Annotated in this window: 10 protein-coding genes; 2 read left to right on the top strand and 8 right to left on the bottom strand. The window is 64.1% G+C overall.

Annotation, left to right across the window (positions count from 1 at the left end; translation table 11 throughout):
* Window positions 1–159 precede the first annotated feature (159 nt).
* From VMV82_11300 to VMV82_11275, 6 genes are read right to left on the bottom strand one after another with little or no spacing between them, the layout of a single operon-like run.
* On the bottom strand, window positions 160–3105 hold the full coding sequence (locus VMV82_11300) for a glycosyl hydrolase (protein HUY42127.1): 2946 nt from the start codon (window positions 3103–3105) through the stop codon (window positions 160–162).
* Between the two features lie 7 nt (window positions 3106–3112).
* The gene (locus tag VMV82_11295; protein HUY42126.1) at window positions 3113–4774 is read right to left on the bottom strand and encodes a hypothetical protein; all 1662 of its coding nucleotides are present in this window, start codon (window positions 4772–4774) and stop codon (window positions 3113–3115) included.
* On the bottom strand, window positions 4774–5466 hold the full coding sequence (locus tag VMV82_11290; protein ID HUY42125.1) for a hypothetical protein: 693 nt from the start codon (window positions 5464–5466) through the stop codon (window positions 4774–4776). Before VMV82_11290 ends, VMV82_11295 begins: the two co-directional genes overlap by 1 nt.
* Window positions 5467–5514: 48 nt before the next feature.
* The gene (locus tag VMV82_11285; protein ID HUY42124.1) at window positions 5515–5640 is read right to left on the bottom strand and encodes a hypothetical protein; all 126 of its coding nucleotides are present in this window, start codon (window positions 5638–5640) and stop codon (window positions 5515–5517) included.
* A 17-nt stretch (window positions 5641–5657) separates the two neighbouring features.
* Window positions 5658–7634, bottom strand: coding sequence for a S9 family peptidase (locus VMV82_11280; protein ID HUY42123.1), 1977 nt, complete (start codon window positions 7632–7634; stop codon window positions 5658–5660).
* Between the two features lie 8 nt (window positions 7635–7642).
* Window positions 7643–10696 (bottom strand): TonB-dependent receptor, encoded by a 3054-nt coding sequence (locus tag VMV82_11275; protein ID HUY42122.1) that lies wholly within the window; start codon window positions 10694–10696, stop codon window positions 7643–7645.
* Between the two features lie 121 nt (window positions 10697–10817).
* On the opposite strand from VMV82_11275, the gene VMV82_11270 reads away from it, so the two are divergent.
* Window positions 10818–11393 carry an Lrp/AsnC family transcriptional regulator gene (locus VMV82_11270; protein HUY42121.1) on the top strand — a complete coding sequence of 192 codons (576 nt, stop codon included), beginning with the start codon at window positions 10818–10820 and terminating at the stop codon, window positions 11391–11393.
* Here VMV82_11270 and VMV82_11265 read toward each other — a convergent pair.
* Both VMV82_11265 and VMV82_11260 read right to left on the bottom strand, forming a co-directional pair.
* Window positions 11294–12895, bottom strand: coding sequence for a peptide ABC transporter substrate-binding protein (locus tag VMV82_11265; GenBank protein ID HUY42120.1), 1602 nt, complete (start codon window positions 12893–12895; stop codon window positions 11294–11296). The two genes, VMV82_11270 and VMV82_11265, sit on opposite strands and share 100 nt — an antisense overlap.
* A complete protein-coding gene (locus tag VMV82_11260) occupies window positions 12892–14079 on the bottom strand; it encodes a PLP-dependent aminotransferase family protein (protein ID HUY42119.1) in 1188 nt (395 codons plus the stop codon). Before VMV82_11260 ends, VMV82_11265 begins: the two co-directional genes overlap by 4 nt.
* A gap of 262 nt (window positions 14080–14341) precedes the next feature.
* Between VMV82_11260 and VMV82_11255 the strand changes: the two genes are divergently transcribed.
* A partial coding sequence (locus VMV82_11255; GenBank protein HUY42118.1) for a hypothetical protein occupies window positions 14342–14665 on the top strand: 324 nt, incomplete at its 3' end.

The raw sequence follows: 14665 nt of genomic DNA, 5'->3' as shown, positions 1-14665 counted from the left end.
GCGCTCTCGCCGGCGCGCCCGCCGCGCGCGAGCATTTCGAACGCGCCGCCGAAGAGGCGCTGGCCGGCGCGCGCGGTTTCGGGCAGAACGATTTCAAGATTCTGCTTGCAAAGCGCACGCTCGTCCGAGCGCTCGAGATCGCCGCCGCCTAGCCGCCGCTTAGCGGTGTAGCACGGTCCGCGCTTGCGCTAGCGCCGCCTGCATCTGCGTTTCGAGATAGCGTAGCACGCGATACTGCGCTGCGGTTGGAGCCGCATCACCGTATCCAGCCTCACTCGAGAGGCTGCTCAACTGCTCGTAGATGCGGATCGGGTAGCGAAGCGTGTCCTCCCCTTCTGTTGCCTGCGGCTGATAGAGCCGGTTGAGAACCGCATCGGCCGCCGCGCTATGTACGGCACGCAGTGCGATAATCGTCGCTCCGACGCGCGCGAGGTCGCGGTGAATGGTTGTGAGGAACGCAAACTGCGCGCGAAGTGCCGCGATCGTCGCGTGTGACTGCGGATCGGCCGCTACGCGTACGTTGCCGCTGCGCGTGACGCCTGCCGCGGTAACCGTAACGCGATAGATGCCGGGAAGCGCTCGAGGTCCGAGAAAGCCGCCTCGGCGCCAAGGGTCGGAGTTTTTTACCGGCTTGAATCCCGCATACCGCAAATTCCACACCACGCGGTTGACGCCGGCATGCGCGTGCGTGACGGGGATCGTGCGAACGAGCTGCGCGCCGTCATAGACGCGAACCGTTACGTATTCGTGCGCGGCAGGTGCGGCCGGGAGCCAGAAGTTTACGAGCGCTCCGTTGTCTGGATCGGTTCCGAGAAGCGTGTCCTCTTCGTAGGATACGCGCCCGATCTCCCAGCGATACGCAATGCGCAGCGTGAAGAGCGAGAGCGTCCGCAGATCGCCGCGGTACTGCTGGATCGGATGCAGATCGTCGAGAATATAGATGCCGCGCCCGTGCGTCGCGACGAGCAAATCGTCGAAACGGCGCTGCACGGCGAGGTCGTAGACCGGTACGGTCGGCAGCCCTTGGTGGACCCTGCGCCAGTGCCCACCGTCGTCGAAGCTGAGGTAGAGTCCGTTTCCCGTTCCCGCGTAGAGCAGCCCGCGGCGGAACGGGTCCTCTTTGACGACGTCCGAGTAGGAAGCATCGGAGAGATCGCCGTCGATCGAGCGCCAGTGCGCGCCGTAATCGTGCGTGACGTAGAGATGCGGCGTGCGGTCGCCGAGGAGGTGCGTGTCGACGGCGAGATAGGCGCTCCCGGCGTCGAAGGGCGACGGCGTCAGACTCGCGACGCGTGCCCATGCCGGCATTCCGGGAACGTGCGAGGTTACGTTCTGCCAATGCCCGCCGTCGTCGCGCGTCAGCCACACCAGGCCGTCATCCGTTCCGACCCAGAGCTCGCCCCTGCGCAGCGGAGACTCGGCGATCGTGAAGATCGTGTCGTACGTTTCGACGCTCGTCGCGTCGTGCGTGATCGGGCCGCCCGTCGGCAGCTGCTTGGCCTTGTCGTTGCGCGTCAAATCGGGGCTGATGACGTGCCAATGCAATCCTTCGTCGTCGGATTTGAAGAGCACGTTTGCACCGAAATAGAGGGCGCGCGGCTCGAGCGGGCTCACGGCGATCGGCGCCGTCCACTGGAAGCGATAACGAAGCCTCCGCGCTGCCCAGCCGATCGTATCGAGCGGCCAGGGCGAAATGGAAAGGAACTGATGCGTGCTGCGGTCGTATCGCGTGAGCGATCCGGTGTAGCCGCTGCCGTAGATGATGTTCGAATTCGCCGGATCGAAGAGAATCCAGCCGCTCTCGCCGCCGAACGTTCCGAACCAGTTGCCGTTCGCAATCCCACCCGCCTTCGAGTTGCTGGGTCCGCACGCGCTTCCCGCGTCCTGGATCTCCACGCACACCGTGTACGGCGTACGATCGTCGGTGTCGACGTGATAGGCCTGAGAGATGGCGATCTGCGGGTACGTCCAATCCTTTCCGCTATCGAGCGAGATCGCAGCGCCGTCGTCATCCGCCAGAATCATCCGTCGCGCGTTCGTCGGGTCGATCCACAGCTGATGGTTATCGCCGAGATAGTTGTTCTGATCCGATCCGGCCGTCGTCGATTTCGTGGTCTTGCCACCGTCGCGCGACACGAGCAGGTTGACGGAAAGGAAATAGACGTGATTCTGGTCGCTCGGATCGACGGACAACTCCGAGAAGTAAAAGGGGCGTTGCTGCAGCGCGTGGTTCTTGTTGACGAGCCGCCACGTCGCTGCGCCGTCGTCGCTACGCCAGAGCACGCCTTGGCTCGACTCGATCAAGGCATAGATTCGCGACGGGTTCGAGGGTGCGAAGGCGAGCCCGATGCGCCCCGTCAAGCCGGTGGGAAAACCGTGGCCTGCAACGCGCGCCCAGTGCGCGCCAGCGTCGTGCGAGATGTAGAGACCGTCGCTCGGGCCGCCGCTATTGAGTATCCATGGTTTGCGCCAAATAGTCCACATGCCCGCGAGAACCGTCGACGGATCGGCAGGGTCGATGACGACGCTCGACGCGCCCGTGCGATCGTCGAGCGCGAGGACGTGTTGCCAGGTCTTTCCGCCGTCTGTGGTCTTGTAGATGCCGCGCGTGGAGCCGCTGCCGTAGATCGGGCCCTCGGCTGCGACGTACGCGACGTTCGGGTCGTGGGCGTCGACGGCGATCTGCGCGATGTGCGCCGTTCCTTCCAACCCGACGTGCTGCCACGTCTTTCCGGCATCGCCCGAGCGCCAGACGCCGTCGCCCGTTTCGATGTCATTGCGAATGTTGGGCTCGCCGGTGCCGACGTAGACGACGTTCGCGTTCGAAGGCGCGACGGCAATCGCGCCGATCGAGCTGACGTCGGGTTGATTGAAGATCGAAGAGAACGACGCGCCGCCGTCGGTGGATTTGAAGAGCCCGCCCAATCCGCCGACATAGTACACGCTCGGATCGCCGGGTACGCCGGCTGCGGCGTCGAGTCGCCCCGAGTTCGGACCGATGTTACGAAACGCGAGCGCGTGGAATGGACCCTGCGCGGAGGGAGCTGCGGCGCCCATGGTACACAGGGCGCACAGCAATGCGGCGGCGACGTACGTTCTCTTCATGATTCCTTTAGTAGTTCCACTGCGCGGTGCCTTGACCCGCAGGTACGTGCGTGCGAACTTGCGCGGCCATGTCTTGCAAGAGCTGTGCCCACGTCATCGGGTGCCAGCCGTGGCCCTTCATTGGCCGACCGTACGCAAAGGTCGCGTGCGGTGCCGGATTGGTAGCCGTTTGCAGAAAGGCTTGCATCTTGTAGACCGCGAGATTGAGATAATAACTATCCATGTCGCCGACGAAGAAGTGGAGCTTCCCGACGAGGTCCGGCCCGATCGTGGTCCAGTTTCGCCGGAGGTAGCCGGTGAGGTCGTAGCCGCGATCGCGCGCGTAGGCGACGACGTTGCGATCGATCGCGCCGGTGCGCATGTTCCACATCGGTGCCGGGTAGCCGTCTGCTCTCGCCGGGTCGAAGATCGCCCACCAGCCATCGAGCTGATACTGCGAACGGCCGTGCGAGCCCATCACCAGCTCGTACCGGCTGAGCTCGCGTTCCGTCCCGAGGACCTGCCCTGACGGCGTGCGGCTCCACGGCCGCACGAACGTGTGCCAGCCTCCCGGCGACGGCACGCCGAACGCGTTCGCGTCTTTGTAGAGATCGATCTGCTGAAAAGCGTGAAAATCGATCGGGTCCGGATCGAAGACCCACGCCTCGCCGAAGAACGAAGGATGCTGCTCGAGCAGTGCGAGCGATTCCCAGCCCCCGGTGGATCCGCCCTCGGTAATTCGCGCGTACGGCTCGCGCAATACGCGATAATGCGTTTCGACGTATGGAATCAGCTCGTTCATCAATGCGTCGCCGAACGGGCCGCAGTTCGCCGTGTTGACCGCGTACGAGTCGTCGAAGAACGGGCACGGGTGCTGGAACGTCACCATGAGGAAGCGCGGGAAGTGCGCGGAGTTCCAGGCTTCGTAGAACTCGTACCCGGTGCCCAAGCCGTCGCGACGCCCTTCGGCAACCGCCGCCGGCGTCTCGGTGCGAACGTCGGTCGTGAAGTCCCACGGCACGGGCTGGTAGTAATGTCCTTGATTGTAGACCACGGGGTAGTGCGATTCGGGGTGTGACGCGTACCCGCGCGGGAGCAGGATCGTCGCGCCGAGATAGATCGGGCGCCCCCACCACCGCGTCAACGTCGGGCTCAGAATGCGGACATGCTTGATCCATGGTGTGTCCGTGGCATAGCCTTGGCCGCCGAGGAGAGCCGCAAGCTGGGCATCGGTGACGACGTGGCTCATCGAGAGATGGAGCGAGATGCCGTGCTTCGGGTCGAGGTGCACCCGCTCGATTCCGCTGTACAGATTGCCCGGCTCCAGCGAGAAGACTTGCGGCCCCCATTGCGGCGGCGCCCAGATCGTATGGCCGTCGGCGCGATGGTACGACTCGTAGATGCTGATGAAGGCTTCCACGTCGTAGGTGCCTGCGGAAAGCAGCGCGAGGCGCGAGACGGCGTAGCCCGGAGTGCTCGCGTCGATCACCGCGCTCGCGCCGGGCCTCAGCGCGTTCACGTCCTCCCCGAAGAACGGCGGCGACGTTTCCGGCTCGAGGATTTGGATTCGCGGTTCCGGCGTGGCGGCATTCGTCACGATGAGGAAGACGCGCCCGGTGATCGGCGCGGCGTGCACGGCAGACGGAAAGGAGAGACGTACCGAGATCGGCGGCGGAGAGTGCAGCATCATCAGTGGGTCTCCGGATACTCGGCCACGATTTTGCCGGTCGCATCGAGGAACTCGAGATGCGCGTCGCCGTCCGCGGTGACGAACATCTTTATGCGTGGTCGGCCTTGGCCGTCGGCGAGCATCACTTGCGACGTGTTCGTGGCGTCGTAGCCGAAGAGGAAGCGCGTTTTCGACCTGAGCTCCGGGTGGGCAATCGCGAACGCATGCAATTGCGCGGGCGTCATGTGCTGGATATCGTCGAGGAGCGTCATGAAGGCTGGAGAGTTGTAATCCGGCTGGTTCCAGCCGATGAGCTCCGCTTCGGTCCGGCCGTTTTCGTTGCCGTCCTGGAGGTGGAGCAATTGGTCCGTATTGACGGTGTCGAACGAGATCTCGTTGCTCGACTCGAACGTGCCGTCCGGATGACGCAAGCCGGTCCACGTCAATCCGCCTTGCTCGTCGCCGCGCTGGTTGTAGAAGAGGATGCCGTTCGTGTCGTTTCCGCCGCCTCGCCGGAACGTGTGGCCGTTGACGACCGGTAGCGGAAAGTCATCGTGGTTGGTGATGACGAGCGCGAGCTTTCCTTCGCGGTCCAGCACGTTGATGCGATGAACGGTTAGTGTATCCAGCGTGGCGTTACGACTCGCTTCGTGCACGGCGCCCAGGAGGACGATGCCTGCGAAGAGCGTCATGCCGAGCGCGTAATAGCGCAAAATGCGAATTTCTTTTCGAATCGACCGAGTTTGCATGCTTCCCTCTCTCTAGTGTGTTCGTGGATACTGGGCGACGACGTGGCCGGGCGAGGCCGCGACGCCCGTGAAGAGCGTCATGCTCAATGCGTAGTAGCGCAGGAGGCGGATACGCCTGCGTATCGATCTGATCTGCACGTCTCCCCCTCCGGTCGTCAGTGCGCGGACAGGTACTGGACCATCCAGTCGACCCAGACGCGATCGATCTCACGATTGCGAACCGGGTCCGACGGATGGTGGCCGTACGCGGGCACGGCCATGAAGCGCACGGTCTTGCCGAGATCGCGCAACGCCGTGTAGAATTCGTAGGCTTGCGGCGTCGGAACGCGTGGATCGGTCGTATCGCTCAATATCAGCGTCGCGGCATGGACGTCTGCGACGTCGGCGATCGGCGACGCGTTCCGATACGCCTGCATGCCGCCCGGTGACGCCCACGGCGTCAGCCCACCGAAGAGCATCGGCATCAGCGAATCGATCTGGCTCAAGCTGTACTGCATCACGGCGTCGTTGACTGCCGCGCCGCTCACCGCGGCCTTCCAGAGATCGTAATGCGCGATCAGCCAAGACGTCGTCCATCCGCCGGCCGACCATCCCGAGACGCCGATGCGCGACGCGTCGATCTCGCCGGTCGCTTCGAGCGCCTTCACGCCGGCGACGACGTCGGTTCCGACCCCGGCAATAGGGTTGACGCCGATGATGGAGTGCGCGTAAGCGTATCCGAGGTTGTCGCTTCCACGATAGTTCGGCTGCAGCACGAAGAAGCCGCGCGCCGCAAGCAGCTGCACGAGCGGATTGAATGCCGTCGTCGACGCGCCGAACACGGGGCCGCCGTGGATCACGAGCACGAGTGGATAGGTCTTACCGCGCTCGTACCCGAGCGGTGCGGTGAGGACGCCGTCCTCGTCGAAGCCGCCGTTGCGCCACGTGAGCTCGCGCGCCGGCGCAAGATCGAGCGTGGCAATCGCCGCGTTGTAATCGGTCAGGCGCCGTGCCGTATCGGATCCGGGCGCGAGATAGTAGAGCTCGGACGGATGCCGGGCCGAATCCGCTATGAAGGCCACGCCTCCGTCGCGCGAGACGCTGCCGCCGTCGAAGTTGAGATCTCCCAGCTCGACGCGATGCGCCGCTCCGGCCGGTGACACGCGCCACAGGGCGGTCGAGACGTGGTCGTCGGCGCTGACCAGCAAGCCGCCGTCTGGCAGCCAGGCAAAGAATGAAACGTTGCGATCGAGTGCCGGCGCGGCATTTCGTACGTGGTGGGCGCTCATCGAATACACGCTGAGATCGTTCTGGATGAGCGTCGTGCCTCGCGAGCCGGCGCTGTAGGCGATGCGGTCGCCGCTCGAGGCGAAGGACGCCATCCAACTCCAGCGGTTGTCCGGAAAGGCAATGTGACGCGTCGCGACGTCGAGCACGGCAACGCGCGAGCGGAAGATACTATCGAAGCGGCCGTCCGGCAAGCGATCGAATGCGACGTACTTCCCGTCGGCGGACCAGGAGAGCGTATCCGGATAGATGCTCCACGGGCCTTGCGTGAGGCGGGTCGGATTGCCGCCGGACAGCGTCTGTAGCCAGAGGTGCAACGACACCGGCGGTCCGTGCGCCGAGAACGGCAAGTTCTCGACCGTGAAGAGATCGTCGTGGTGCTCGAGCGCCGCTTGATTCGGCGGCGCGTCTTGGGTTACGTACGCGATTGCCCTGCCGTCGGGGCGCCACGCATAGACGTCGACGCCGTACTTCGCTTTCGTGACGACGCGCGCGTCGCCACCTTCCATCGGCATGACCCATACCTGCGCCGTTGCGTCGCTCCCGCTTCCCGACGCGGCCACGAACGAGATGCTAGTTCCGTCCGGAGACCAGCGCGGGGCGCCGACGCCGTCCCGGCCGTGCGTGATGATGCGATGTGCGCCCGTCGCGGTGTCGACGAGCACGAGCTCAGTCAGCGTGCGATCCTTCTGTGCATCGACGTGGCCGACGACGACGACGATGCGCCGCCCGTCGGGTGAGATCTGCGGATCTCCGACGCTGACGATCGTTGCGTAGTCGTCGAGGGTGAAGGCGCGTGCCGATGCGATTGCAGGAGCCGCAACGCACAGGCACGCGCACATGAGTGAGGCGAGGGATAGGCGCATGTGCTTCCTTATGGGTTCGTGCCGCCGATTTGCTGGATGAGTTGTAGCCGGAAGGTGGTCGGACCGTAGTTCTCACCGCCCGTCGGCCCTAGCTGGGAGGTGATGGAGTAGTACTGCTTGCCCAGGCCGCTGAATGCGGCACAGACGCTGCCGTATGCGCCGAATAGCGGACCGCCGTACTTTCCGACGCACTCGGGCGCCAGCGGCGTTCCAACGCCGCCGAACTGGTTCGCCCAAAGCTGATTGTAGACGCCGTTGAGATTGTCGCCGCTCAGCACGAGCGCCAGATGCGGACTGAGTTGCTCGCGTATGCTGGCCGAGAGAACGGCGAAAGCCGGCTCGCTGTAGGCGTTGTTGTTGCCGTAGTAGGTCACGCCGATGCGATAGAGACTCGCGTTGGCCGTGCGCCAGTTGAGCTCGCCGTAGCCCATGGCATAGGGAACGGCCGCGCCACTGATCGTGTTGAAACCGAGACCGCCTGCCGCGAAGTTCGTCCCAGGTAGTATGCCGAGGTTCGTGTCGTAGTGCAGCGGCGTGCACTGGCTCGGCGTGACGTTGGAGCAGTAAAAGCCTTGCGGCAGATCGTACGCGTACGCGCGCATGAGCGTGCCTTGCAGCCGGAAGCCGAAACCGCGCGCGGGCGCGTTGCCGATTGCCGCCTCGATGCCTTCGTATCGCGCGTGGCCGAGATTCTCGACCGAGGAACCGTACAGCGGGCACTGACCGGGGCTGAGGCCGGCAGCCGAGCAGGACGGCGGGAAATAGTTCTGATTGATGAGGAACGTCGAGGGCAGGTACATGTTGCGCAGGTTCGTGAGATAGGCATCGAGCGAAACGTACATCGACTGATGGAAGCGCCGGTCGACGCCGAGGTCTATTCCGAGGGCCGTCTCAGGAGCGATGTCACCGTTGTTGAGGTTCTCCGTGTAGCCCGCGCTCGGCAGGCCGTTGATGTTTTCGCCAGGCGCGGTTCCTTGCGAAGAGAGCAGGCTGAGGAACGGTGGAGCGATCGAATATCCGGCCGCAAGCCGCCACGAGGTATCGTCGTTCGGCTGCCACGTAAAGGCGATACGCGGCGCGTCATATGCGCGCGTCGCATCCTTCCACACGGCTGGGCCACTGCCCGGTACGATGCCGCCGCCGTTGTCGGTGAAGTGGCTCGAGTACTGGATGGCGTAGTCGGCGACGCTCGCCTGCACGAGCGGCGCGATGAAGAAGTCGAAACGCGCCGATTCCGTCGTGAAGAGCTGGCTGGCGCCGGGTGGAAACGCGTAGTAGGGCGGAAGACCGGACGTCGGAACGTTGATGAACTCGTAGCCAGCCTGGCCCGTCCGGTCGACGGAAAGTATTACGTTGCTTCCGTTGCCGAACGAGCGGTCGAACTGCAGCGACTCGCCGCGCTGGTGGTTGTTCGTGAGTGACTGGTTCGTCGCGTTCTGGGCCTCGAACGTCGTCCGTTGACCGTTGAAGAATTGTTCGGTTGGAGGTAGGCCGCCCGGGTTGCAAACGGCGCCGTTGAACGTCGTGCCCTTCGGGCAGAGTAACGCGCCGCCCCATGCGTTGCCGGTGAAGGCGAAGACGCCGCTCGACGGATTGTTGAAGTACGCGTAGTTCGTGTTACCGCCGTCGTAGTAGCGCAGCAGTCCGGTCCACTGACCGATCGTCGTGCGGAACTCCGCTTGATAGAGATACTGCTGCGTCGAGCCAAAGCCTGGGGCGAAGGAACTCAGGTCGAAAGGAATCGGCGTTCCAGCCGGTACGCTTCCGGTGTATCCTGCCGGCGGAGCGAAGTGCGAGAAGGCACCGCCGAGGTTGCCGACGGGCGCGTTCGACATCGCGACGCCGGTGTTGTCGGTGTGGCCGAAGTCCTGGCCACCCAGGAAGCTCATCGTGAGCGAACTGTACTGCGAGAAGTTCAGACGCAGTTTCGCGAGTTCGTTCTTCGAATCGTAGTCGGTATTGAACGGATAGCAGCAGACGTAGAACGGCTCCGCGTAGCGAATCTCACCGACGGGCGAGATGTAGTTGTTATAGCTCGTCGGCCCTGCGAGTGCTACGCCGACCGGCGACGAGAGCATCTGCTGGCCGTTGACGGTCCAGTTGTTGCCAGCGACGAGAAAGACCGCGGATCCCGCGAGCGGGTAGTTCTGCATCGGCCCGGGAGCGCCGTCGGTCGCGTACGCGAATGCGTATTGTAAGAAGTGACTGTTGCCCACCGAGCCGGTAGCGCGGAAGGCGGTGGTGATGCCGCCCCACGTGTCGACTCCGGTGCTAACGCTCGCGTGCGGCATCAGCGTGGGCCGCAGGGTGATGAAGTTGACCGTTCCGCCGATCGCGTAGTTGATCTCCTCGGGCATCGAGCCGGGCCCTTTGACGACCTCGACGTTCTGCAGCATCGCGGCGTTGAGGAGCGATGGGTCGAACGTACCGGTGAGCGAGAGCGGCGTTGCGTGGCCGTCGATGAGGGATTCCGTTTCGTACGGGAGCGCACCGCGGATTTGAATCGTCTGCGGAGCGAACTGATCTGCGCCGTTGTTCGCTCCGGGAGCCTGATAGACGATGATGCCGGGTATCTCGTTGAGAACTTTGATCACTTGCGTCTGGCCCTGATCGACGAACGTCTCGGCCGGCACGGAGCTGATCGAGGCTGTCGATTCGTTGATCTGCACGTGACCGGGCGCGTTGGTCGAGATGTGCGCGATCGTCCGCAGTGACGTAAACGACTGTGGGGTCAGCGCGATGTTGACCGCTGTCATCGATCCCCCGACGACGGCGACGTTTGCAACGTACTGCAAGAAGCCCGGCTTCGCGACCACGATTTGATAGACGCCGGGGGGAACGTTCGCGAACGTGTAGCCTCCCTGTGCGTCGGTCAGCGTCGTCTTGCTCGCGACGCCCCGCAGGTCGACCGAAGCGCCGGCGATCGGCGCGCCCACGCCGCCCGTGACGACGCCCGTAATCGTGGCCGTCGTCTGCGCGGATACCGGCGCGAGGAGCAGGGCCGAGCACATTGCGGCCAATACTGCAACAAACCGCACCGCGTGTAAACCGGAGATGCTCATCGTTTCCAATCCTCTTACTGTCGCATTTCGCGCGACCATGCAGGCCTGCCGCAGAGCGCTTCCCGAATCCTTTGGAACGAAAGCAACGATGTATCAAATAGGAATACAATAGGGAGCATTTATGCCAATAAACTCACTAGATTCGATAGACTGCCGGATACTTGGCGCTTTACAGCGCAATAGTCGGCTATCCAACGCCGACCTCGCCAAGGCGGTGGGTCTCTCGCCTTCACCTTGCCTGCGGCGCGTCCGGCGCCTCGAGAAGCGCGGCTACATCCGCGGCTACCGTGCCATGCTCGACCGCACGGCGGTCGGCCTCGGGGTGACGGCCTTTGCCCGGCTCCAAGTGGAGTGGCCGCGGGCCAAAACGCTGCGCGACGAGATCCGCAAGCTGCCCCAAATCGTTGCGTGCTACGTGCTGACCGGCGAATCGGGCGTCTTGCTCGAGATCGTGGCCGCGGATCTCGAGGAGTACTCGAACTTTCTCTTCGGAACGCTCTACAACGTCTCGGGAGTACGCGGAATCCAGTCGAGCGTGCTCTTAGAGGTCGTCAAGGAGCGCGAGACGACGCCGTTGCCGATCGACGACGGCGCGGATCACTCCAGACGCCAGCGCGCGACGTCCCAGAAAACGCTGTCGATCGAGCCCGTCGGTCCGCGGAGCCGGTCGGTGAACGCGTCCAGCTCGCGGCGCTGATAGATCGGTACGACGGGCAGCTCTTCGTAGAGCAGTGCCTGCAGCCGCGCGTAGACCGCTTTGCGTTTGCCCGGGTCGTACGTCGAGCGCCCGGCGCGCAGGAGCGCATCGATGCGCGGATCGCAGATGCGCGACTTGTTGTAACCGTGCGGCGGGACGTTCGCGCACGCGAACTGATCGGTCGTATCCGGATCGTCGCCGTTGACGAACGAGTAGAGCGCCATATCGAATTTGCCGGCGTAGACGGGCCCTCCCATCGCCGCAGGCGCGCCGAACTGCGTGACGTTGAACGCGCGGATCGCCACGTGCGCGCCGACGGCGCGCTCGTATTGCGCGATGGCGCTCGCGGCAATCTCTTCGCCGAGCACGCCGGCTTGAATGACGAGCAGCAGGTCGAGCGCGCGGCCGTTCTTGTGCCGGACGCCATGCCCGGCTGCGGTCCACCCCGCGGCCTGCAGCAAACGGCGGGCGTTCGAGGGATCGTACGGCACGTCGGGATAGGAGCGCGGGTCGAAGGCCCAGAGGAACAAGCCGCGCCCTGCCTCACGGCTGTGCAGCGCTCCCCGGTACGCTTTGGCTACGAGGCTGTGAATGTCGATGGCTTCGGCGAGCGCGTGACGGACGCGCGCGTCGCTCGCGAGCGGGCTTTGCGTGTTGAAGATGAGCGCGCCGACCGCGCTCTCCGGCATGTCGAGAACGCGATAGTTCCGCAGCCGCAGAAGGGCACGGTACTGCGAGTAGTCTTGCTCGTTGAAGTAGGCTTGGATCTCGTGGGTGCGCAGTTGATTGGTTCCCTCTTGCGGATCGGGGATGAAACGCACCGTCAGGTGTTCGATCAGCGGCTTTCCGAGAAAGTAATACGGATTGGCGTGCAACGCGACGTGATCGCCCCGGACCCAGGCATCGACGACGTACGGTCCCGAGCCGATCGGCTTCGCGTCGAAGTCGAGGTGATTGAAGTCCGGATAGCGGGCGAGCAGATGGGCGGGAAAGATGGGGTACCCTTCGGGCGCCAGCACCAGAGAGATGATGGGCGCGAATGGACGCTTTAAATGAAGGACGAGCGTATCGTCGTTCGGCGCCTCTGCCCGCGCGACGCGGTCGTAGCCGTATCGCGACTGGACATCGTTGTTGGGATTATTGATCGCATCGATCGACCAGACGCAGTCGCGAGCAGTCAGCCGGACCCCGTCGGCAAAGCGGACGTCGTTGCGCAGGTGATACGTGATCGTCAGCCCGTCTTTGCTGATCCCGCCGTTTGCGAGGGACGGTACGGCGGTTGCGACGTCACCGACCAGACGGCCCTGCGTGTCGTACTTCACGAGATACGAGAAGAGCAGCTCACCCCACTGCGTCGACCGTTGCCCGTTCTCCATCGCCGGATTGAGCGAGATCGGTTCTTGCTGCTGACCGATCGTGAGCGTCGTGTCGTTTGCTGTTGCCGCATGTCTCGCCGTGCACGCGGCAACGGCGAGGAGCAGCACCGCGACGCAGTGCCTCATTGCATCGAGCGATATGCTGTTGCCAGGCGGCGAACGCCTTCCTCGATCTGGTCGGGAGCCGCCCCGCTGTATGCCAGCCGAAGGAAGCGCGCCGGTGCGTTCGGCCCCTGTGCCTGCGCGCTCGCCGCAGCGAAGAACGCGCCGCCGGCGATGACCGAAACGCCAGCGCGATACGCGCGCTCGGCCAGTATCTCGGTGCTGACGCGCTCCGGGAACGTGAGCCACAGGTAGTAGCCGCCCTGCGGAACGGTGAACGCCGCGTCGGGCAGCTCGCGCCGTAGTGCGGCAACCATGACGTCCCTGTGCGCCCCGTACGTCGCACGCGCGCGCTCGACGTGCGTACGCAGCCGCCCTTCCGCACAGAACTCAAGTACGATCCGTTGCGTGAGGGGACAGCTGCCGCCGTCGCTCTTCAGACGCGCCATGCGCTGCAGAAACGAGCGCTTTCCGGCGACCCAACCTACGCGCAGCCCGGGAGCCAGCAGTTTCGAAAACGTTCCGAGCGCGAAGACGAGCTCGCTCTCGTCGAGCGACTTGAGCGACGGCTCCGGCTCGCCCTCGAAACGCAGCTTGCGATACGGGCTGTCCTCGATGATGGGAATCTCGAGGCTCGCGGAGAGTGCGACGAGCGCCTCGCGCCGGCGGCGCGACATCGTGATCCCGGTCGGATTGTGGAAGTCGGAGATGTCGTAGATGAACTTCGGCATCGGCATGTCTTGTCGCTTGCGCTCCACGAGCGCGCGCGCGAGCGCGTCGACCTCGAGCCCCTCGCCGTCCTGCGACGCTTCGAGGAACGTCAAGCCGAAGCTGCGGAAGATCGGAATCGCCGTAAAGTACGTCGGCGCGGTGACGACGACGCAGTCACCCTCTTCGGTAAAGAGCCGGCAGAGCAGGTCCAGCCCGTTCTTTGCGCCGTTGACGACGAGCACGTCGTCCGGCGGCACGTTCGCGCCATCCTCGCGCATGTGCTCGGAGATCCATTCGCGCAGCCCCGGGAGGCCAAACGGGCGGCCGTATTGGAGCGACTCGGCGCGGTACTTCGTTAGCGCGCGATCGGCTTCGCGTGCGAGATCGGGAAATATGCCGGCGAAGGCGTAGCCGGAATCGAGCGAGATCGCCTCGCCCGTTTCGGGATGCGCCGGCTCCATAAGATGGAGGGCGCGCGTTGCAAGCGTCGATTCCAAACGGCCTCACAGATTCTCGTCGAAGCGGACCTTGGTAGCTTGCCACGCGCTTCGCCGAGCCTCCTTGCTCTCGCGCGCAATCGTAGGCTAAATGTTCCATCGGATACGCCGTTTTATGCCAAGATTATTATAATAGCGGATAGAGTCATGGTTGTCGGTCGCCTTTTGCGCAATAAGCTACCATAGGGACTTTGCTGCTCTTCGCTGCGGCGTTGCTCGTCAAACGGCGGCAAAGACCAACATTCCCACCGCAGCGGTCCCCATGATCGCGACCGTCGCCCAACCCCACGCTCGCGGGAGCGGCGACCCGAACCCGAACGTGATTGATCATATGGCCGCTCTGCTCGTCGTAACGGTCGTCCGCGTTCGCTGGCCTCGGGCATGTGACGACGAGGCTACTGCTCGGCGTTCTTCTGTGGATTGTCGGCGCGTCAGCGCTCGCGCTGCCCACTACGACGCTAAAACCGTCAAGGTGGCCACCCGGCGCCGTCAACGATTGCGACGCTACGGCGCTTCGGCGCAGAAGCGTATCGAACCGGAGAAGGTGCTGCCGTCAGCGTGGTTTGCGACGGCAGCACCTTTCAGG

Source organism: Candidatus Dormiibacterota bacterium (assembly GCA_035532035.1).
In the GTDB taxonomy this organism is placed as follows: Bacteria; Vulcanimicrobiota; Vulcanimicrobiia; order Vulcanimicrobiales; family Vulcanimicrobiaceae; genus Tyrphobacter.
This window is presented reverse-complemented; position numbering and strand designations above follow the sequence as displayed.

What these genes read in the sequence shown, in the direction of transcription:
- VMV82_11300 (HUY42127.1), bottom strand. Translation starts at nt 3,105, where the DNA reads ATGAAGAGAACGTACGTCGCCGCCGCATTGCTGTGCGCCCTGTGTACC.
- VMV82_11295 (HUY42126.1), bottom strand. Translation starts at nt 4,774, where the DNA reads ATGATGCTGCACTCTCCGCCGCCGATCTCGGTACGTCTCTCCTTTCCG.
- VMV82_11280 (HUY42123.1), bottom strand. Translation starts at nt 7,634, where the DNA reads ATGCGCCTATCCCTCGCCTCACTCATGTGCGCGTGCCTGTGCGTTGCG.
- VMV82_11275 (HUY42122.1), bottom strand. Translation starts at nt 10,696, where the DNA reads ATGAGCATCTCCGGTTTACACGCGGTGCGGTTTGTTGCAGTATTGGCC.
- VMV82_11270 (HUY42121.1), top strand. Translation starts at nt 10,818, where the DNA reads ATGCCAATAAACTCACTAGATTCGATAGACTGCCGGATACTTGGCGCT.
- VMV82_11265 (HUY42120.1), bottom strand. Translation starts at nt 12,895, where the DNA reads ATGAGGCACTGCGTCGCGGTGCTGCTCCTCGCCGTTGCCGCGTGCACG.